Annotated in this window: 17 protein-coding genes and 1 tRNA gene; 10 read left to right on the forward strand and 8 right to left on the reverse strand. The window is 62.9% G+C overall.

What is annotated here, in order from left to right; all coding sequences use genetic code 11:
• Position 1: 1 nt before the first annotated feature.
• From A6B35_RS00800 to A6B35_RS00810, 3 genes are read right to left on the reverse strand one after another with little or no spacing between them, the layout of a single operon-like run.
• The gene (locus A6B35_RS00800; protein WP_006200254.1) at positions 2-898 is read right to left on the reverse strand and encodes an HlyC/CorC family transporter; all 897 of its coding nucleotides are present in this window, start codon (positions 896-898) and stop codon (positions 2-4) included.
• A complete protein-coding gene (gene aroB, locus A6B35_RS00805; RefSeq protein WP_006200255.1) occupies positions 895-2,034 on the reverse strand; it encodes a 3-dehydroquinate synthase in 1,140 nt (379 codons plus the stop codon). The genes A6B35_RS00800 and aroB overlap by 4 nt, the downstream gene beginning before the upstream one ends.
• Complete coding sequence (locus tag A6B35_RS00810) at positions 2,031-2,642, reverse strand: shikimate kinase (protein WP_006200256.1); 612 nt, start codon at positions 2,640-2,642, stop codon at positions 2,031-2,033. Before A6B35_RS00810 ends, aroB begins: the two co-directional genes overlap by 4 nt.
• A gap of 162 nt (positions 2,643-2,804) precedes the next feature.
• Between A6B35_RS00810 and A6B35_RS00815 the strand changes: the two genes are divergently transcribed.
• The 6 genes from A6B35_RS00815 (at position 2,805) to A6B35_RS00835 (ending at position 7,070) form a co-directional block, all read left to right on the forward strand.
• A complete protein-coding gene (locus tag A6B35_RS00815; RefSeq protein WP_006200257.1) occupies positions 2,805-2,957 on the forward strand; it encodes a hypothetical protein in 153 nt (50 codons plus the stop codon).
• Positions 2,958-2,983: 26 nt separating this feature from the next.
• The gene (locus tag A6B35_RS00820) at positions 2,984-3,901 is read left to right on the forward strand and encodes a site-specific tyrosine recombinase XerD (protein WP_006200258.1); all 918 of its coding nucleotides are present in this window, start codon (positions 2,984-2,986) and stop codon (positions 3,899-3,901) included.
• A gap of 100 nt (positions 3,902-4,001) precedes the next feature.
• Complete coding sequence (locus A6B35_RS00825; protein ID WP_006200259.1) at positions 4,002-4,952, forward strand: acetyl-CoA carboxylase carboxyltransferase subunit alpha; 951 nt, start codon at positions 4,002-4,004, stop codon at positions 4,950-4,952.
• 165 nt (positions 4,953-5,117) lie between these two features.
• Complete coding sequence (locus tag A6B35_RS37110) at positions 5,118-5,252, forward strand: hypothetical protein (RefSeq protein ID WP_280110128.1); 135 nt, start codon at positions 5,118-5,120, stop codon at positions 5,250-5,252.
• A gap of 259 nt (positions 5,253-5,511) precedes the next feature.
• Positions 5,512-6,807: a L,D-transpeptidase family protein gene (locus A6B35_RS00830; RefSeq protein ID WP_006200260.1), complete on the forward strand. Its 1,296-nt coding sequence runs from the start codon at positions 5,512-5,514 to the stop codon at positions 6,805-6,807.
• Between the two features lie 11 nt (positions 6,808-6,818).
• Entirely contained in the window at positions 6,819-7,070 is a 252-nt protein-coding gene (locus A6B35_RS00835; protein ID WP_006200261.1) for a sulfurtransferase TusA family protein, read from the forward strand.
• A 119-nt stretch (positions 7,071-7,189) separates the two neighbouring features.
• Here A6B35_RS00835 and A6B35_RS00840 read toward each other — a convergent pair whose 3' ends face one another.
• The gene (locus tag A6B35_RS00840) at positions 7,190-8,293 is read right to left on the reverse strand and encodes a CobW family GTP-binding protein (protein WP_006200262.1); all 1,104 of its coding nucleotides are present in this window, start codon (positions 8,291-8,293) and stop codon (positions 7,190-7,192) included.
• Positions 8,294-8,296: 3 nt separating this feature from the next.
• Positions 8,297-9,463 carry a D-alanyl-D-alanine carboxypeptidase family protein gene (locus tag A6B35_RS00845; protein ID WP_040582071.1) on the reverse strand — a complete coding sequence of 389 codons (1,167 nt, stop codon included), beginning with the start codon at positions 9,461-9,463 and terminating at the stop codon, positions 8,297-8,299.
• A 214-nt stretch (positions 9,464-9,677) separates the two neighbouring features.
• Here A6B35_RS00845 and A6B35_RS00850 point away from each other — a divergent pair, with 214 nt between their 5' ends.
• The 3 genes from A6B35_RS00850 (at position 9,678) to A6B35_RS00860 (ending at position 12,221) form a co-directional block, all read left to right on the forward strand.
• Entirely contained in the window at positions 9,678-10,841 is a 1,164-nt protein-coding gene (locus A6B35_RS00850; RefSeq protein WP_006200264.1) for a M20 aminoacylase family protein, read from the forward strand.
• Between the two features lie 178 nt (positions 10,842-11,019).
• Positions 11,020-11,096, forward strand: a tRNA-Arg gene (locus A6B35_RS00855).
• A 327-nt stretch (positions 11,097-11,423) separates the two neighbouring features.
• Complete coding sequence (locus A6B35_RS00860) at positions 11,424-12,221, forward strand: hypothetical protein (RefSeq protein WP_006200265.1); 798 nt, start codon at positions 11,424-11,426, stop codon at positions 12,219-12,221.
• Between the two features lie 214 nt (positions 12,222-12,435).
• Here the strand turns inward: A6B35_RS00860 and A6B35_RS00865 are convergent, their stop codons facing one another.
• From A6B35_RS00865 to A6B35_RS00875, 3 genes are all read right to left on the reverse strand, one after another.
• Positions 12,436-13,380 (reverse strand): formylglycine-generating enzyme family protein, encoded by a 945-nt coding sequence (locus tag A6B35_RS00865; RefSeq protein ID WP_006200266.1) that lies wholly within the window; start codon positions 13,378-13,380, stop codon positions 12,436-12,438.
• An 8-nt stretch (positions 13,381-13,388) separates the two neighbouring features.
• Entirely contained in the window at positions 13,389-14,894 is a 1,506-nt protein-coding gene (locus A6B35_RS00870) for an arylsulfatase B (protein ID WP_006200267.1), read from the reverse strand.
• A gap of 478 nt (positions 14,895-15,372) precedes the next feature.
• On the reverse strand, positions 15,373-16,260 hold the full coding sequence (locus A6B35_RS00875) for a hypothetical protein (RefSeq protein ID WP_006200268.1): 888 nt from the start codon (positions 16,258-16,260) through the stop codon (positions 15,373-15,375).
• 317 nt (positions 16,261-16,577) lie between these two features.
• On the opposite strand from A6B35_RS00875, the gene A6B35_RS00880 reads away from it, so the two are divergent.
• Positions 16,578-18,314: an adenylate/guanylate cyclase domain-containing protein gene (locus A6B35_RS00880; protein WP_040582051.1), complete on the forward strand. Its 1,737-nt coding sequence runs from the start codon at positions 16,578-16,580 to the stop codon at positions 18,312-18,314.
• Positions 18,315-18,670 lie beyond the last annotated feature (356 nt).

Raw genomic sequence — 18,670 nt, forward strand, 5'->3', positions numbered from 1 at the left:
ATCAGGCTTCGCCGGCAGGCTTGATCCTCAGCCTGGCGATCCGGTTCTTGTCGCGCTTCATGACGACGAAGCGCATGCCGTGGAAGGTGAAGGCCTGCTTCTCCTCGGGGATCGACTGCGTCTCGTGGATGACAAGGCCGGCAATGGTGGTGGCCTCTTCGTCCGGCAGGTTCCAGTCGAGTGCGCGGTTGAGGTCGCGGATCGGCACGGTGCCGTCGACGACGACGGAACCGTCGGCCTCCTGCTTGACGCCTTGGATCTCGATATCATGCTCGTCGGCGATCTCACCGACGATCTCCTCGATGATGTCCTCCAGCGTCACCAGCCCTTCGACCTCGCCATACTCATCGACGACGATGGCGAAATGCGCCTTGCGGCGTAAGAACGCGTTGAGCTGTTCCTGCAGCGTCGTGGTGTCGGGCACGAACCATGGTTTCGACGCGATCTTCATCACGTCGATCCTGGAAAAGTCGTTGCCGACCTCGTTGAGCGCCCTGAGCAGGTCCTTGGCATGCAGCACGCCAACAATGTTGTCGAGCGAGCCCTTCCACAAGGGCATGCGCGTGTGCGGGCTCTGAAGTATCTCGCGCACCACGGCTTCCGGCTGATTGTCGGCATTGACGGAGCGCATATTGGTGCGGTGGACCATGATGTCGGACACTTCGAGCTCCTCGAGGTCGAACAGGCCGCCGACACGGTCGCGATCCTCGCGCACCATCTGGCCGTCACGGCGGAAATCGTCGACCGCGCCACGCAATTCGTCATGGCTCGAACGCTGCGGCTCGATCGGCTGCAACTCGTAGCCAAAGAGGGCAAGCAAGCGCGTGCGCAAGAGAAGGACCAGCAGCATGAGGCCGGCAAGGACGGCGGCGACGATCCATCCGGGCTCGTTCATCATCCAGGTCGGCTTTCCTGACCCGGGTGGCTCTCTTTCAGGAACGACAAGACTTCCGAGGCCGGCACATCCCTGGCGATGAAGGACTGGCCGATGCCGCGCGTCAGGATGAAGGTCAGCGCACCGCGCGACACTTTCTTGTCCTGGGTGATGAACGAAAACAGCGCCTCGGCGTCGGGCAGTTCGCCGGGGATGTCGGCCATCCGCCAGGGCAGGCCGACGGCGCTGAGATGCGCCTCGACGCGTGCCGCATCGTCCGGGCTCGCCAAATTGAGCCTCGAGGAAAAGCGATGCGCCAGCGCCATGCCGATGGCGACGCCCTCGCCATGGACGAGGCGGGCGCCGTCATAGCGGATGGCAGCTTCGAGCGCGTGGCCGAACGTGTGGCCGAGATTGAGCAACGCGCGGTCGCCGGTCTCGAACTCGTCGCGCGCGACGACATCGGCCTTGGCGCGGCAGGCCTCTGCGATGGCTTCAGCCCGCGCCGGGCCACCGTCAAAGACCGCGCGCCAGTTTTCTTCCAGCCAGGCAAAGAAGGCCGGACGGTCGATCAATCCGTATTTGGCGAGCTCGGCATAGCCGGCGCGGAATTCCCGGATCGGCAGCGTGTCGAGCACCCCGGTGTCGGCCAGCACCAGCTTCGGCTGATGGAAAACGCCGACCAGGTTCTTGCCTCGTGCGCTGTTGATGCCGGTCTTGCCGCCGACCGAGGAATCGACCTGCGCCAGCAGTGACGTCGGGATCTGCACGAAATTCATGCCGCGCCGCACGATCCCGGCGGCAAAGCCGGCAAGGTCGCCGATGACGCCGCCGCCGAGCGCGATGACGACGTCGCCGCGCTCCAGCTTCGCGGCAAGCACGCCGTCCACCACCTCTTCGAGATAGGCAAAGCTCTTGGTCTTTTCGCCGGCCGGAAGCGTGATGACGGCAGGCTGGATGCCGTCTTGCTCCAGGCCGGCCTTCAGCGTCTCGAGATGGGCAGCGGCGACATTGTCGTCGGTGACGACGGCAGCACGCGTGCCGGGCAAACGGCGCGAAATCTCGGCGCCCGCGCGCAACAAAAGGCCGGAGCCGATCAATATGTCGTAGGCACGCTCGCCGAGCCCGACCTCGACGGTGACTGTCTCGCCGGTATTCATGGACGCACCTCGCCGTTCGGCACGATTTCAGCAACGCCGAAATGTCCGCAAAGCGCATTCACAACTTCGGCCGCGATGACCTCCTTGCGGTCGTCGCGGGTCGGCACGGTGATGTTTGACGTGGCATAGACCGGATAGCGCTCGGCCATCAGCCGTTCGAGCACAGCGCGCGGATCGGGGTTCTTCAGCAGCGGCCGGTTCTGCTTCTTGGACACGCGCTCCATCAGCAGGTCGAGTTCGGCCTTCAGCCACACCGACACGCCATGGCCGGCGATCGCCTCGCGCGTCTGCGCATTCATGAAGGCGCCGCCGCCGGTCGACAGCACCTGCGGGCCGTTTTCCAGCAGGCGCAGGATGACACGCTGCTCCAGCGCGCGAAATTCCGTCTCGCCGTAGCGCTCGAACAGCTCCGGCACGGTCATGCGCGAGACGCTTTCGATCTCCTGGTCGCTGTCGATGAATGGCAGTGCCAGCATCGCCGCCACCTTGCGGCCGATCGCCGTCTTGCCGGCACCCATCAGGCCGACAAAGACGATCGAGCGCTCGCCCAGCCGCTCGAGCAGCTCGGCATGGCCTTCGCCTTGAGGATTTGCTGGCAACGCGTTCATGAGACCATGATGTTTCTAGGCCCTCTTTGCCGGCGTATCGACATCAAAAGCCTGTTTGCGTCAAGCAGGAGGCACGCAAGCTTCGTCCTTGAATTGGCCGGATTGGCGTCCCATAAGGGCACAGGGTTTGGAAATGCAGAACAAGAAGACGGGCGAAGATTGATGCCGACTCTGTTTCGCTTTGTCGTGACGCTGATGATTCTTGCCGGCATTGCCTATGGTACGATGTTTGCGCTGGCGATGTTCGTCGAGCCGAAAAAGGCTGAGATGAGCGTGCGCATCCCGCCGGAAAAGCTGAATCCCAAGAAGAACTGATCAAAAAAGAAAACCGATCCAGAAGAATGAACAGCGCCGCTCGCATCGAAGCCTTTCTCGAAATGATGAGCGCCGAGCGAGGTGCCGCCGAAAACACGCTCTCCTCCTATCGCCGCGACCTCGAGGACGCTTCGCAGGAGATAGACGGCGGGCTTGCCGGTGCCGGCGCCTCCGAAATCCGCTCTTATCTCGACGACATCGCCGAACGCGGCTTTGCGCCGACATCGCAGGCGCGAAAACTGTCGGCGATCCGCCAGTTCTTCAAGTTCCTCTACGCCGAAGGCCTGCGCGGCGACGACCCGACGGGCACGCTGGACAGTCCGAAGAAGGGCCGTCCGCTGCCGAAGACGATGAGCGAGGCCGAGACCGGCCGGCTGATCGACCGTGCGGCCCTGGAAGCAGGTGACACCTCGCAGAACGATGGCGACAGCCTGGCGGCTCTGCGCCTGCATGCCCTGGTCGAAGTGCTCTACGCCACCGGCCTGCGCGTCTCCGAACTGGTCGGCTTGCCGGTGACGGTAGCCTTGCGCGACGACCGTTTCTTCATGGTGCGCGGCAAGGGCGACAAGGAACGCATGGTGCCGCTGTCGTTGAAGGCGCGCACCGCGATGCGGGCCTGGCTCACCGCCAGAGCCACCGTGCCGGCTTTTGCCGACAGTTCTTTCCTGTTTCCGGCCGCCTCCGACACCGGCCATCTCTCGCGGCAGGTGTTTGCCCGCGACCTGAAGGGGCTCGCCGCCAGGGCCGGCATCACCGCGGCGAAGATCTCGCCGCATGTGCTTCGCCACGCTTTCGCCAGCCATCTCTTGCAGAACGGCGCCGACCTCCGGGCGGTGCAGCAGCTGCTCGGCCATTCCGACATCTCGACCACGCAGATTTACACCCATGTGCTGGAGGAGCGGCTGGTGCGGCTGGTCAATGATCATCATCCGCTTGCCGACTAGGCCTCATATCGCTATGTGAGGGCGACGTTCCACCGCCCGGAGCCTCCGTTTTCGAGGGTTTCGCCAGCCATTGCCTTCCGAATTGCCGGTCCGCTCAAGAATGTACAATTACCTCGATTTCGAAAAGCCGGTGCAGGATCTCGAAGGCAAGATCCTTGAGCTGAAGAAGCTTGCCGAGAACGGCGAGGCCGTCGATGTAGGCGACGAGATCAGCCGGCTGGAGAAACGCTCGCGCGATGCGCTGCGCGATGCCTACAAGGCACTGACGCCGTGGCAGAAGGTGCAGGTAGCGCGCCATCCTGACCGGCCGCATTGCGTCGACTACATCAAGGGCTTGCTCAGCGATTTCACACCGCTGGCCGGCGACCGCAATTTCGGTGAGGACCAGGCGATCGTCGGCGGCTTCGCCCGCTTCCGCGGCGAGCCGGTGGCGGTGCTCGGCCAGGAGAAGGGCTCGGACACGGCAAGCCGTCTCAAGCATAATTTCGGCTCGGTGCGGCCCGAAGGCTACCGCAAGGCGGTGCGTCTGATGGAGCTTGCCGACCGCTTCAAGATCCCGCTTTTGACCCTGGTCGACACCGCCGGCGCCTATCCCGGCGTCGGCGCCGAGGAACGCGGCCAGGCCGAAGCCATCGCCCGCTCGACTTCGGCCTGCCTTGGCCTCAAGGTGCCGTCGATCTCGGTGGTCATCGGCGAAGGCGGCTCCGGTGGCGCCATTGCGATTGCCACCGCCAACCGGGTCTACATGCTCGAGCACGCCATCTATTCGGTGATCTCGCCGGAAGGTGCTGCTTCGATCCTGTGGCGCGACACCACCCGCTCGAAGGATGCCGCGACCAACATGAAGATCACCGCCCAGGATCTTTACGAAATGAAGATCATCGACGCCATCGTCCCCGAACCGCTCGGCGGCGCCCATCGCGCCCCGGAAACGGTGATCGCCGCCACCGGCGACCTAATCGCCAGGACGATGAAGGACTTTGCCGGCGCCAACACCGATTTCCGCGAGCAGCGCCGCGAGAAATACCTGGCCATGGGCCGTAGCCTCTAGGGCGGTTCACCGTTTCACCGAAACGCCGATGCGCATTTCCGCAAGTGGCAGCAGACGCTACCGCTTGCGGGTTCAAAGTAGACTATCCTGGGGTTCGGGACTGGGTGCCATAGACACCCTGCTTTAACGACTGCTAGTTAAGCTTTCGCTTTAGGGGGATTTGAGATGAAAAAATACGAGAAACCTACGCTGGTCAAAGCGGCCCGCCTGCAAGCACTAACGGCTCAACAAGTGAGTTCCCAGCCGCCAGTGGACGATGGCAATAGCGATGGCAATGACCAGGGTGGCGACATTGTCTAGTCCCCGTTAAGTCCGGATCTGTCAAAACGTATGATCACCCTGGAATTGCCCCGGTCACCACACGGCAAAGTGGCGGCAGGGCATGATTCTGCCACAAAAATGCCGCTGCGTTCGGCTCAATGGAATTTGCCGTGAGGGGTGATCCGAAGCTTGCGGTAAGGATTTTTCAAGGTTAACGGGCTTACGGTCCGCTAATGTTCAGCGTGTGGGCCGGCGGTGCCGAAGTCTGTCGCCCGAGAGAAAAGACATAGCCATACCCATGTTTGCCAAGCTTGCCCGCACCGGAGCCCTGATCGCCGCGATTGGCGTGGCCGGCTGCAACGATTCCTCGATGAAGGATTTCGCCCCGGAGGCCAACAAGCCGCTGCCGGACAAGATCCTGGCCGACATGAAGGCCAAGGGCATGGTCCGCACCTCCTCGGTGATGGCTCGTATCTTCAAGGAAGAGGGCAAACTGGAGATCTGGAAGGCCAAGACCAACGGCCGCTACGATCTGGTCGCCAGCTACGACATCTGCAAATGGTCGGGCAAGCTCGGACCCAAATTCACCGAGGGCGACCGCCAGGCGCCGGAAGGGTTCTACACGGTTCGTCCCCAGCAGATGAACCCGCGCTCAAATTACCATCTGTCCTTCAACATCGGCTATCCCAACGCCTATGATCGCGCCAACGGCCGCACCGGCTCCAACTTGATGGTGCATGGCGCCTGCTCGTCCTCGGGCTGCTATTCGATGACGGATGCGCAGATCGAGCAGATCTATGCCTTCGGCCGCGACGCCTTCCAGGGCGGCCAGACCGAGTTCCAGATCGAGGCCTTTCCGTTCCGCATGACCCCCGCCAACATGGCGCGCTACCGCAACGACCCGAATTACGACTTCTGGAAGATGCTGAAGGTCGGCTACGACAATTTCGAGATCACCAAGGTGCCGCCGAAGGTCGATGTCTGCGAGAAGCGCTACGTCTTCAACCAGGTGGCTCCGGAAGGCACGACCTTCGATCCGACCGGGCCCTGCCCCGCCAGCACGCAGCCGGATTCGCTGAAGAGCGCCTACAACGCCTACCAGAGCACTTACGAAGCGGCGTTCAGCGGCGCGGTCAAGTCCAGCGTGCCGGCGCCCAAGCCGACGATTGCCGGCATCAAGGAAGCCAGCATCGTTTCCGACTGGTCGAAGCGCCGCGCCCGCGGCGAGCGCGTGCCGATCGATCCGCCGTCGCTCAACTCCGACGGTACGGTGACCGAGACGGCGCGCATGGGCCGCATCGATTCGCCAGCCGGCCGCAAGATGGCCGCGCTCGACGCGGAGAAGGCGGCCAAGAAGAAGGCCGAAGAACAAAGGCTCGCGGCAATCGAGGCCGCGAAGGCTGCGAAAGAGGCGGCGAAGGCGCAGGCACTGGCCGAAAAGGAGGCCGAGAAGGCCGCGGCCCAGCAGCCGGTCGCCACCGCGACCATCGCGCAGCCCGCCGAGGCCGCACCGGCAGAGACGCAGGCGGCTGACGCCGGCGACGGCACGGTGACGAAGCTGAAGAAGAAGCTGCTCGGCATGTTCGGCGGCTGAGGTTTTTCACCTTGGTCAAGCGCGACGCTGTCTATGACCTCAAGGGGTTGAACTGCCCCTTGCCTGTGCTCAAGGCAAAAAAACGGCTGGCCGCGATGCGGCCCGGCAGCCGGCTGTGGCTTGAGACCACCGACCCGCTGGCGGTCATCGACATTCCCGCCTTCTGCTCCGACGCCGGCCACCAGCTGATCGAAACGGCGGCGGTTTCCGGCGGCCATCGTTTTCTGGTTGAGCGTGGCGGCACCGTGGAAATCTTGCGGTAATCTGTCGCCTTCGCGAGCTAGAGCAATTGCAGGAAAAGTGTGAAACGGTTTTCCGTCCGGAATTGCGTCAGAACAAAGAGATTGAGCGGTTCAGCGTTTCCGTGAAACGATGAAACGCTCTAGCGCCGCCCGGCGATCGCCAGCGGATTGTCTTCCAGCGCCGCGCGGTCGGGCGTGTCGATCGACGGCCGGTTGGTGAAGGCGGCAAACAGCCGGCGCAGATAATCCTCCGGCATGTCGAGCGTGATCAGCACCAGCCTGGTGCCACGCTGGCCGTCGGGCCAGGACGGCAGCCGCGCCGGCGGATGCAGGATCTTCTGCACGCCGTGCACGACCAGCGGCCGCGACGGGTCCTCCTGCAACTCGATGACGCCCTTCATGCGCAGCAGGCGCTCGCCATGCGTGGAGCGCAACAGGTCGAGGAACATCTCGATCGCCGAAAACGGCACCGGACCGTCATGCACGAGCGAATAGGACCGCACGCGTGAATCGTGGCGATGGCCGTGGTGATGGTCGTGATCGCCATGATGGTGATCGCCATGATCATGGCCGGCTTCTTCGCCGAGCCAGCGCTGCACGTCGGCGGATTTCGTCGCCGGATTGTAGAGGCCGCAGTCGAACAGCGCCGCCGCTCCCGTGCTCCTGTCGCCCGCCTCGAGCAGCGCCGCACCCGGATTGATCTGCCGCAGCCGGGTCCGCAAGGCATCGAGATCGCCTGATTCAGTCACCAGATCGGTCTTGGTCAGCACGATGCGGTCGGCGACGGCCGCCTGTTTCAGCGCCTCGACATGGGCATCGAGCGTCGCATTGCCATTGACCGCGTCGACCAAAGTGATGACGCCATCGAGCCGGAAAGCCTGGACCAGCGCTGGATGCGCCATGATCGACTGCAGCACCGGCGCCGGATCGGCGAGACCGGTGGTCTCGACGACGACGCGGGCCAGTTTGGCGATACGGCCGGTCTGCAGCCTGTCGACGAGATCGGCCAGCGTGTCGACCAGTTCGCCGCGCACCGTGCAGCAAAGGCAGCCATCGGAGAGCTGGATGATGCCGTCGGACGCCTGCTCGACCAGCAGATGGTCGATCGCCACCTCGCCGAACTCGTTGATGATGACGGCGGTGTCGGCGAGTGCGGGATCCTTGAGCAGCCGGTTGAGCAGCGTCGTCTTGCCGGCGCCGAGGAAACCGGTCAGCACCGACACGGGGATCGGGAAGCTTGCCATCGCCTAGTTCTTCGCGGCCTTGACCGGCTGGTCGCCCTGTACGGCGGCCGACCCAACCACGGTGGCGCCGGCCGGTGCCGGCCGGTCGGGCCGCCAGGTCGGCAGCGGCACGTCGGCGAATTCCTGGCCGGCCTCGTCGAGCATCGCCTTCGGCGTCGGCCCGGTGGCGCCGCCGAGGCCGACGGCGACCAGGGTCGGCACGTGGTCGAGCTTTTGCTGGTAGGGCGATTTCGGCACGTCCTTGGCGGCAATGGCCGGCGGTGCTTCCGATTGCTCCGCCTTCGTCTTCTTCTTGCAGATTTCGTCATTCATGTCGTTGGCCGAGAGCGTGTCGCCATAGGACGGCAAGGCGGCGATGGTGGTCGAGCCGGTCGCCGGCGCGTCAAAACCCTGGTCGAGGAGGCGTGCCGCCGTCTCGGCCCGGCTTATCGCGGATTTTTCGCCAAGCACCACCGCCACCAGCGTACGGCCGTTGCGGGTTGCCGAACCGATCATGTTGAAGCCCGAAGGACAGACGAAACCGGTCTTCATGCCATCGGCGCCGGGATAGCGGCCGATCAGGAGATTGTAGTTCGAGATCGCCTTCTTGCCGACGGCCAGCCCCTCGATCGAGAACCAGGGCGCGTATTGCGGGAATTCGCTGCGGATCGCCATCACCAGCAGAGCGAGGTCGCGCGCCGTCGTGTACTGTTCGGGCGAATAAAGCCCGTTCGGATTGACGAAATGCGTTCCGGTCATACCGAGCCGACGCGCCTCGGCATTCATGCGTTCGGCGAACGCTGCCTGCGAGCCGCCAACATTCTCGCCCACGGCCATGGCGATGTCGTTGGCCGATTTGACCAGCATCATCTTCAGCGCATTGTCGAGCCGCATCACCGAGCCAGGCTTGAAGCCCATCTTGCTCGGCGGCTCGCCGGCGGAATGCTTCGTCACCTTGATCGGCGAATCGAGCTGGACCTCGCCCGCCGCGATCGCCCGGAACGTCACATAGGCGGTCATCAGCTTGGTCAGCGAGGCCGGATACCAGCGCTTGAAGGCGTCCTGATGCTCGAGGATCTTGCCCGTCTGCAGGTCGAACAGGACCAGCGGATTGGCGAGAACCGATGTCGCGAAGGCGGGCAGCGCAACTGCGCCCGCCAGCAACAATTTGAGAAAATGCCTGTACCGCATCATGGAATCCGAAATCGCCTCTTGCCGTAGTCGCCTCTGGCTCCGTAAGATTTCATTACACGGTCGCCAGCATATTGGTCCGACCCTCATCCCCGGACCGCTTTGCTGCGGTGCTATTTACCCTATGTGACGCCAACATGGCAAAGTGCCGGACAATCACGATTGCAATTGAGCAGACGCAACCCGGCTGCCCCAACAGCGAAATGGACCGATCATGCCTATCCTGAATCGCGCCGCCGAGATGCAAGAAGAGGTTGCCGGCTGGCGACGACACCTGCATCAGACGCCGGAACTGAACTTCGACGTCTTCCAGACCGCCGCTTTCGTCACCGAGAAGCTGAAGGCATTCGGCTGTGACGAGGTGGTGACGGGCCTCGGCAAGACCGGCGTGGTCGGCATCATCCACGGCCGCAAGGGCGACGGCACGACCATTGGGCTGCGCGCCGACATGGACGCGCTGCCGATCAACGAGATCACCGGCAAGCCCTATGCGTCCACCATTCCCGGGAAAATGCATGCCTGCGGCCATGACGGCCACACGGCGATGCTGCTGGGCGCGGCCAAATACCTGAGCGAGACCCGCAATTTCCGCGGTTCCGTGGCTGTGATCTTCCAGCCGGCCGAGGAAGGCGGAGGCGGCGGCAACGAGATGGTCAAGGACGGCATGATGGACCGCTTCGCCATCTCCAAAGTGTTCGGCATGCACAATATGCCGGGCCTGCCGGTCGGCCAGTTTGCCATCCGGCCGGGCCCGATCATGGCGGCGACCGCCGAATTCACCATCACCGTCAAGGGCCGCGGCGGCCATGCGGCGATGCCACACGGCACCATCGATCCGATCGTCATCACCAGCCAGTTGGTCGGCGCCTTGCAGACGGTCGCCTCGCGCAGCACCGACCCGGTCGAGGCGGTGGTGGTGTCGGTGACAAAGTTCCACGCCGGCGACGCCTACAACGTCATTCCCGAAAGCGCCGAGATCGCCGGCACCGTGCGCTCGCTGAAGAAGGAAGTCGCCAAGAAGGCGGAGGAGCGCATCCGCACCATTTGCCAGGGGCTGGCCACCGCCTTCGGCGCGACGATCGAGGTCGACTACAACGCCAACTATCCCGTCACCTTCAATCACGCCGAGGAAACGGTCTTTGCCGGCGATATCGCGGCCGATGTCGCGGGCAACGCCCAGGTGCACCGCGCCATCCAGCCGGTGATGGGCGGCGAGGATTTCTCCTACATGCTGGAAGCCCGCCCCGGCGCCTTCATCTTCATCGGCAATGGCGAAACCGCCGGCCTCCACCACCCGGCCTACGACTTCAACGACGAGGTCATCCCGCACGGCATGAGCTATTGGGTGAAGCTGGCCGAAACCGCGCTGGCCGCCTGACGGACTTTAACGCCGGGCCGCATGCGGCCCGGCGTTCGGGCACGGCGAGATTGCGGGCTTGTCGGCGACGGCGCAGGCCTTGGAATTCAAGGCCGCGCCATGCCTTGGCGCATCCACCCGGCGCCTTGAACCTTCCTCTTGGCGAAACGATCCGAAGCGGCTATGTGTCGGGCCGCATGGTCCCGTAGCTCAGTAGGATAGAGCGGCAGATTCCTAATCTGTAGGTCACAGGTTCGATTCCTGTCGGGATCACCATTCAGTCACAGCAAAAATGGCTCGCCTTGGCTGGCTCGAAATTCGGTTGAGATAGGCTGGGCCGTCTCTGAACAGTCGGTCTTGGTCGCGCGTCCGGTCTCTGTTTCTCCCGCCTTTTCACGACCTGTCTCAGCGGGAGTTTTCCGCGCCCTAGAGATGCAGCGATCGTCGAATATCCTGAAGGATGCGGCCCGCGGCGTCGGCGGTGGCCGTGGAATTTTAGGTGATGCTAATACGCAACACCGCGCCGCAGATGCGATTTTGATCAATTTCACGCAGGGCAAATCCTGCTAATATTGTGAAAAGCTTGCCAAGAGGGGAGTTGTAATGCGCTTTGATCGGAATTTGCTGCTTGTCGGCTTCGTCCTGCTTGGCTCTGGACGCGTCTTCGCCGCCGACCTGCCCAGCCCGAACGCGCAGACGGTGGAGGAAACCGCGCCGGCGGGCCAGCCATACTGGTCCTTCACCGCAGGCACGTATCTGTGGGCGGCCGGCATGAGCGGCGACGTCGGACAGTTCGGCCTGCCGCCGGTTTCGGTAGAAAGCTCGTTCTCTGACATCCTGAAGCATCTGGACTTCGGCGCGATGCTCGTCGCCGAACTCCGCTACGGCGACTTCGGGCTGTTCAACGACCTCATGTACATCAAGCTTTCAGGTGAAAACGCCACGCCTCGCGGTATCGTGGCCAACAGCGTTAGCGTCGACTCCCAGAGCGTGACCTACACCGCGGCTGGCGAATATCGCCTGATCGACGACCCCTCGGGCAGCCTCGATCTCCTGGCGGGCGCCCGGGTCTGGTCGGTCGACACCGACATATCTTTTAGCGGCGGTATCCTCGATGGGCAGACCTTCAGCGAAGGCGATACCTGGGTTGACGCACTGGCCGGGGTCAAGGGGCGCTTGAACCTCACTCCCGAGTGGTATCTGAGCGGCTGGGCCATGGCCGGCGGCGGCTCGTCCGACTACATGTGGGACCTGTGGGGCGGCGTCGGTTATCAGGTCAGCGACAAGTTCTCCGCCCTGGTCGGCTATCGCGCTTCCGGGGTCAATTACGACAACGGTGACGGCTTCGTCTTCGACGTCGTCCAGCAGGGACCGGTGATCGGGGCGATCTACCGCTTCTGAACCGGCAGCACTCGGCGGAGACTAATGATGCGCTCGCCTTTGAAGGCCTGCGGCCGGTCGCCACCAACATTGTCACATCCCTCCTGCGCACGCCGTCAGCGCAACACGGACCGAACCGATATACTTACCGTTACCCGCTGATGAATTGAACCACTACTTTACTCGATACCGAATTCACTGCGTTTACGCCCGCCTAACCAGGGGCAAACTGCCATCACACTGAACGCGTGATGCAACGGAAACCGAGGTGGCATGTGGACGTGTCCACAGGCTGTGCCATGCGCGCGGCTGGGCGGTAACGCCGGCAGTAGCTGGGGGCGCACAGGAAAGAGCCGCCCTTGGTGACCTTGCGCGGGATCCTGATGTCGGGCGTCAGCGGGTCGTAGCTCGCCTCGCGTTCGCCGCCACGGGGATTGGTCATCGTACAACATGGGCTCTCTATCAGGCGGTGCTCCTGGTACCAGTCAGTGGTCCACTGCCAGACATTGCCAGCCATGTCGTAGAGCCCATAGCCATTTGCCGGAAAGGAGCCGACCGGCGCGGTCCATTCATAGCCATCCTCGCAATCGTTGCGGAACGGGAACTCGCCCTGGTACGTGTTGGCCATATGCTGGCCGCGCGGCGTTAGTTCGTCGCCCCAAACGAAGTCGGCGCCATCCAGCCCGCCGCGGGCAGCGAACTCCCATTCGGCCTCGGTCGGCAGCGCCTTTCCCGCCCAGTTCGCATATGCCTGCGCGTCCTCATATGCGATATGGACGACAGGATGGGCTTCGAGGCCCTTGAGCGTGCTGGCGGGCCCACGCGGATGCCGCCAGTTCGCGCCGCGCACGTAGGCCCACCAGTTGTAGTGATTGCTGCGATCAATGCCGCGCGCAGGCCTGACGAACAAGGCTGAAGCCGGCGCCAATGAATCGGCGCCGGCTCCAGGATAGTCCGCGGCATTTGCCGGATGCTCGGCCAGTGTGACGTAGCAGCTGGCCTCGACAAACCGCCTGAACTCGGCATTCGTGACAGTCGTGCGATCCATCCAGAAGCCGCCGACGACAACACGGTGCGCCGGCGCCTCTTCCGGATAGTGGTGGTCCGAACCCATCAGGAATTCGCCGCCGGGGATCCACACCATGTCCTCGCGCGCCGGCGCCTCGATCGGCCTGCCCATCCCGCCTGTCAGTCTCCCAAGTTGAATAGCATTGACGGATCGGGAGTGATGGGCGGCGCAAAGAAGGTCAACCGCACTGCTTCCATAAACAATTGCGGCGGGGCCATCTCGCTTGCCAGCTCGGTTATGCGCCCTTGCAGCTCCTTCACCCTGTCGGGGTTCGCCGCCGCGAGATCGTGAGCTTCGGACTTGTCATCGGCGAGATTGAAGAGCTCAACCTTGGGAGGCAACGAGGCCTTCCACACGAGCTTCCAGTCGCCTTTGCGAACGGCGCCGGCCAGAGGATCGACGTTGTAGACCACCTCGCTGCGGGGAGACGGCTTTCCTTCGCTCAGGGCGTCCCAGACGTTCATGCCGTCCAGCGGCTTGTTCTTCTCCAGCTTGGCGTCGGCGACGGCGGCAAGCGTGGGGTACATATCCACGACGTGGACCATGCTGTCGACCACGCCCGGCTTGATCTTGCCGGGCCAGTTGGCGAGCGCGGCGACCCTGGTGCCGCCCTCGTAGAGTGTGCCCTTGCCGTCCCGATAAGGTCCGTTGCTGGCGGGCAGCTCGCCGCCGACCTTCGAATCGCCGGCAAACAGCGAGTTCTTCACACCACCGTTGTCGCTGTGGAAGACGATGATGGTGTTGTCGCGCATGCCCTTCTTTTCGAGCGCCGCAACCACCTTGCCGACGCCGTCGTCCATCACCGAGATCATTGCCGCATATTTGCGCCGGTTGTCGTCCGCGATGTCCTTGAAGCGGTCGAGATAGTCCTGCGGCGCCTGGAACGGCGTGTGCGGCGCGGTGAAGGCCAGGTACAGGAACAGCGGGCTCTTGCCCTCGTGGCGCTCGACAACCCGCACGGCCTCGTTGCCGAACAGCGTGTTGTCGAAGCCGGTTTCGTTGAGCGGCTTGTTGTTGCGGTACCAGTCCTTCACGCCGTGGGACGAATGCTTGAAGTGGTCGATCTCTCCGACCAGCGCGCCGTAGAAATAGTCGAACCCGCGCTGCCGTGGCCAGAACTCCGGCTTGGCATGGCCGAGATGCCATTTGCCGACCATCGCCGTCGTGTAGCCGGTATCCTTCAGTGCCTGCGGCAGAAGATATTCGTCGACGGGTAAACTGTAAGTGCCTGCCGCAGGAATGACACCTACCTGCAGGCCGTAGCGCAGCGGGTAGCGCCCGGTCATCAGCGCCGCGCGCGTCGGCGTGCACATCGGCAAGGCATAGAACTGCTCAAGCCGGGCGCCCTCCGCGGCGAGCTTGTCGAGATTCGGGGTCGGGATATCCGAGCCATTGAAGCCGGCATCGCCAAAGCCCATGTCGTCAGCGACGATGTAGACGATGTTGGGGCGCGCCGGCTGGGCCGCCGCAGGCTGAACCCCAGCAAGGCCGGCGAGCACGCCCGAAAGGCCGACGGGTGTAGCCAGTCGCGACGCCGCAACCGCCGTGCCGGCCATCAATGCGTCCCGCCGCGTGATTTTGTTGCCGATACCGGCTTCAGCCGGGAAGTCTCGATCGTTGCCCATGTTTTGCCCCTGCCCTGTTAGACCAGATCACGCCGTTCAGCGCCCGATGTCCTCGGCGCAGCCCACTGAACATGCCTTTTCTGTTCATAGTCCCCGCTCGCCGTTCGTTGGCGATGTTCCCGCGCCAGATTGATGTTTAAGCTACACCTAATACAACCGTCCTGCTATCCACTTTGCGCAAAGGACGTTTCTTGACCTCTTGGCCTTCATCGCTCTCGCATGGGGACGTGCAGCTCGGCCCAGACCACTTGCCGATGCAGCCTCAGGAATGCCCATGCTCGCCGGCCACCATCACGCCGCAGCTTTATCTTACCGGTTGGGGAATGGTGGGGTGGGCCGTTTCTGCCGATGTGACCTGGGACGTGACGCGATCGTATAGGGCTGGGCGTCCAGGCTGGACCGCCCCGGACGGCACGTCGCTTACCGGGAGGTCCGTAGCCTGCTTGCCACCGGCGGAAAAGGAAACAATCCCGGGCTCTTAAGTTACCACCGAAAGGCTCGCCGAGGTCGGCTGCAACACGCCGGGGAACGGCCCGATCCTGGCCGGGCGATGCCCGGACTGGAAGAGGTTGCTGTGGAGGTTGGCGATCCACTGCTTGCCTTCCGTCGTCAGCTCCAGATAGCGGATCGCGTCACCGATATAGGGCTCGACCTGCAGCGTGAAGAAATCGGTGAAGATGGCGCCGAGATCGGCGGCGGTCTTGCAGCCGAGCTTTTCCACCATCCCGATCTCAGAGAACTCGGCAAACAGCGCCGGCAGCTTGCGGTGGTAGAAGGGATCAGCGAGCTGGCCGATCAGGTCCGCGGCCCTAACCAGCGCCGGCTCGGTGTTGGTGACCTGATATGCCGGATCGTTCGGCACCGGAAAGCGCGTCATCTCGATCGCCTCGATAATGCGCTCCTCGTTGATGAACTTCGAGGAAGCAAACCGTTGGCGCGTATAGATCTTGGCGCGCTCGATATGATAGGGCGCAAGTACCGCGTCGGAGGCGCCGCGCGGTGGCGTATGGCGGTCGCCGGCCTCGTTGATGACGAAGCTGTCCTCGGTGTCGCCCTGGCACACGCCGTGCACCATGCCAATGTCGTGGACAAGCAGCGCGCAGGTATAATGTAGCCAGTCATCGGGGGTCAGGGATTCCGAAAGCAGCCGGCCGCGGATGATCTGCTGGCCAGCGAGCGTAACCATCAGAGTGTGTTCGATGTTGTGATAGAGCGCGTTCGAATTGCCGATGCGCTCCAGGACCAGGCGGGCCGCCCCGCCTATGTAGCTCGCATATTCCGAATTGCGATGCGAGAAATACTGGAGATAGAGTTCTGACAGATAGTCGCCGAGCCGGTCGGCCATGATGGAGATTGGATTGAGCATGACAACCGTTCCTGACCGCTTTGAAGCAGACATGTCGCGCCGCGCTGTGGCCATCCTAGCACGGTTTTGGCCTAGGTCTTATCTACAGCGACACCTATCTCAAACGTCTTGAACGACGGCCAATCTGTCGCTCACTCGACGAACAGCCCGCACCAATCGCGATAAGCAGTTTTCCAAGTGTACGAACCTGGCGCGACCTTCGCTTCTCACCTCCAGTGCCTCGGATGCGGGCAAGGCGAAAATCCCGTACCATACCCACTAAGCCTTTGATTCCAGCGACTCCATGTTAAAGTTGCGTGTTTCTTTGAGGCTGAAGTATGGAACACAGGCTCGCTGCAGTGCTTGCAGCCGACATGGCAGGATACTCTCGGCTCATGGAAGCCGACGAGCAGGGCACGCTCGCCCGGCTAAGAACCCACCGGATCGAGCTCATCGATCCGGCAATCGCCAAGAATCAGGGCCGAATTATCAAGACCACAGGCGATGGCATGCTCGTCGAGTTCCAAAGCGTGGGGGACGCCGTACGCTGCGCCGCAGAGATTCAGATCCGCATGCGCCGCCGCAACACAGACGTGCCGGAGGACCGTCGTATCCAGTTTCGCATTGGCATCAACCTCGGGGATATCATCTTCGATGATGGCGACATCTACGGCGACGGCGTCAACGTTGCGGCGAGACTGGAGCAGCTCGCCGATGTCGGCGGGGTATGCGTCACCCAAGCCGTTTACGAACAGGTCTCCGATCGCATTGAAGTCAAGTTCGAGGATCTAGGCGAGAAGTCGCTGAAGAACATTTCACGCCCGGTGCGGGTCTGGCGTGCGGTGCTCGACGCGGCTGCTTCGGCAGCGGGCAACGGCGCCGCCCGACGTGGCGTCATCAAGCCCTCGATCGCCGTCCTGCCCTTCGCCAATATGAGCGGCGATTCCGAACAGGAATTTTTCGTCGATGGCCTGACCGAGGACATCATCACGGAACTTTCGCGCCGGCATGAGCTTTTCGTGATCTCGCGCAACTCCACCTTCGTCTACAAGGGGCAGTCGGTGAATCTGCGCGAAATCGCCCAGAAGCTGGGCGCACAATATCTGGTGGAGGGCAGCGTCCGCAAATCGGGCGGGCAGCTCAGGGTCACCGCCCAGCTGATCGACACAGCAAACGACACACATATTTGGGCCGAGCGATACGATCGCAAGCTGGACGACGTGTTCGCCATCCAGGATGAGCTGACTGCGGCAATCGTGGCCACGCTGCCAGGCCGCGTCGAGGCCGCGCAACAGGACCTCGTCGCGCGCAAGACGCCGGCCAGCATGGCCGCTTACGAATGTGTGCTGGCGGCCAAGGTCCGCCACCATCGCAGCAGTCGCGCCGAGAACGAGGAGGCGCTGAAACTGATAACGCGGGCAGTGGAGCTCGACCCCGACTACGCGCATGCCCACGCCTGGAAGGGCTGCATCCTGGGGCAAGCCTGGGGCTACGGCTGGTGTGTCGACAAGGACGCGACTTTCGACGAGGTTGTCCGCGAGGCGGAGTCGGCGCAGGCGCTGGACGCCAACGATGCGGACGTCCAACGAATCCTGGCGGCGATCAACATCAACCGCAACGACCTGACCAAGGCCCGCCACCACCAGGAACGCGCTCTCGCGCTCAATCCGAACTACGATCTTGTCGTGGTCCAGCAGGGCGAACTTCTGACTTGGCTCGGCCGGCCCAAGGAAGGGGCCGACTGGATTCGCAAGGCCATGCGGCTGAACCCTCACCACCCGGAGCGCTTCTGGAGCCATCTCGGGAAAGCGCTCTTTGCAGCCCGGGAATACTCGGAAGCCGTCGAGGCCTTCATGCATCTGTCGAAGATGGATGCCAGCCAGCACGCCTTTGTTGCGGCCGCCTATGGCTGGCTGGGTGATCGGACAGCTGCGGCCGCGCACTACGCTAAAATAAGCAAGTTGGATTCGGAGTTCACGATCGACACGTTGGTCGCCACCCTGCACTACGCGAATGACGCGGACCTTCAGCATTTGGTTGATGGGCTAAAAACTGCCGAATCCGCTCAGTTCTAGGCATAGGTTCGCTGGCTTCGTGCGACGGTCCAAATGATCTTCGAGCGGTTCGAACGATCAAATCGGCAACCGCACTGGCTGGACGCTCAGTTACGAAGGTGTTACCGGCCAATGGGGGACCGGTCGATCGACAAGGCCTCTGCAAGCTGGCCAAGCGAACGGATCTGCGTCGGCGAGGATCATACCAGTGAATGATGAAGCTTCTTCTGGACCATGTGGCAGGCGGGCAGCCGAGCAGACGCAGCTTCCTGGCTTCAGCATTTGGGCCGTCTTGGATAATACAAATTGAAAATTGTGCCCTCATGTTTCAAAACAGGTCGATAGACCCGCGGGGATGGTTTCGTGCGGGGCCGTCC

The organism is Mesorhizobium amorphae CCNWGS0123, assembly GCF_001686985.1.
Classification (GTDB): domain Bacteria; phylum Pseudomonadota; class Alphaproteobacteria; order Rhizobiales; family Rhizobiaceae; genus Mesorhizobium; species Mesorhizobium amorphae.

Coding starts and splice junctions, on each gene's coding strand:
- A6B35_RS00820 (WP_006200258.1), top strand. CDS start 2,984: ATGAACAGCGCCGCTCGCATCGAAGCCTTTCTCGAAATGATGAGCGCC.
- A6B35_RS00800 (WP_006200254.1), bottom strand. CDS start 898: ATGATGAACGAGCCCGGATGGATCGTCGCCGCCGTCCTTGCCGGCCTC.
- A6B35_RS00865 (WP_006200266.1), bottom strand. CDS start 13,380: ATGGGCAGGCCGATCGAGGCGCCGGCGCGCGAGGACATGGTGTGGATC.
- aroB (WP_006200255.1), bottom strand. CDS start 2,034: ATGAATACCGGCGAGACAGTCACCGTCGAGGTCGGGCTCGGCGAGCGT.
- A6B35_RS00870 (WP_006200267.1), bottom strand. CDS start 14,894: ATGGGCAACGATCGAGACTTCCCGGCTGAAGCCGGTATCGGCAACAAA.
- A6B35_RS00825 (WP_006200259.1), top strand. CDS start 4,002: ATGTACAATTACCTCGATTTCGAAAAGCCGGTGCAGGATCTCGAAGGC.
- A6B35_RS00860 (WP_006200265.1), top strand. CDS start 11,424: ATGCGCTTTGATCGGAATTTGCTGCTTGTCGGCTTCGTCCTGCTTGGC.
- A6B35_RS00845 (WP_040582071.1), bottom strand. CDS start 9,463: ATGCGGTACAGGCATTTTCTCAAATTGTTGCTGGCGGGCGCAGTTGCG.
- A6B35_RS00880 (WP_040582051.1), top strand. CDS start 16,578: ATGGAACACAGGCTCGCTGCAGTGCTTGCAGCCGACATGGCAGGATAC.
- A6B35_RS00850 (WP_006200264.1), top strand. CDS start 9,678: ATGCCTATCCTGAATCGCGCCGCCGAGATGCAAGAAGAGGTTGCCGGC.
- A6B35_RS00815 (WP_006200257.1), top strand. CDS start 2,805: ATGCCGACTCTGTTTCGCTTTGTCGTGACGCTGATGATTCTTGCCGGC.
- A6B35_RS00830 (WP_006200260.1), top strand. CDS start 5,512: ATGTTTGCCAAGCTTGCCCGCACCGGAGCCCTGATCGCCGCGATTGGC.
- A6B35_RS00875 (WP_006200268.1), bottom strand. CDS start 16,260: ATGCTCAATCCAATCTCCATCATGGCCGACCGGCTCGGCGACTATCTG.
- A6B35_RS00840 (WP_006200262.1), bottom strand. CDS start 8,293: ATGGCAAGCTTCCCGATCCCCGTGTCGGTGCTGACCGGTTTCCTCGGC.
- A6B35_RS37110 (WP_280110128.1), top strand. CDS start 5,118: ATGAAAAAATACGAGAAACCTACGCTGGTCAAAGCGGCCCGCCTGCAA.
- A6B35_RS00810 (WP_006200256.1), bottom strand. CDS start 2,642: ATGAACGCGTTGCCAGCAAATCCTCAAGGCGAAGGCCATGCCGAGCTG.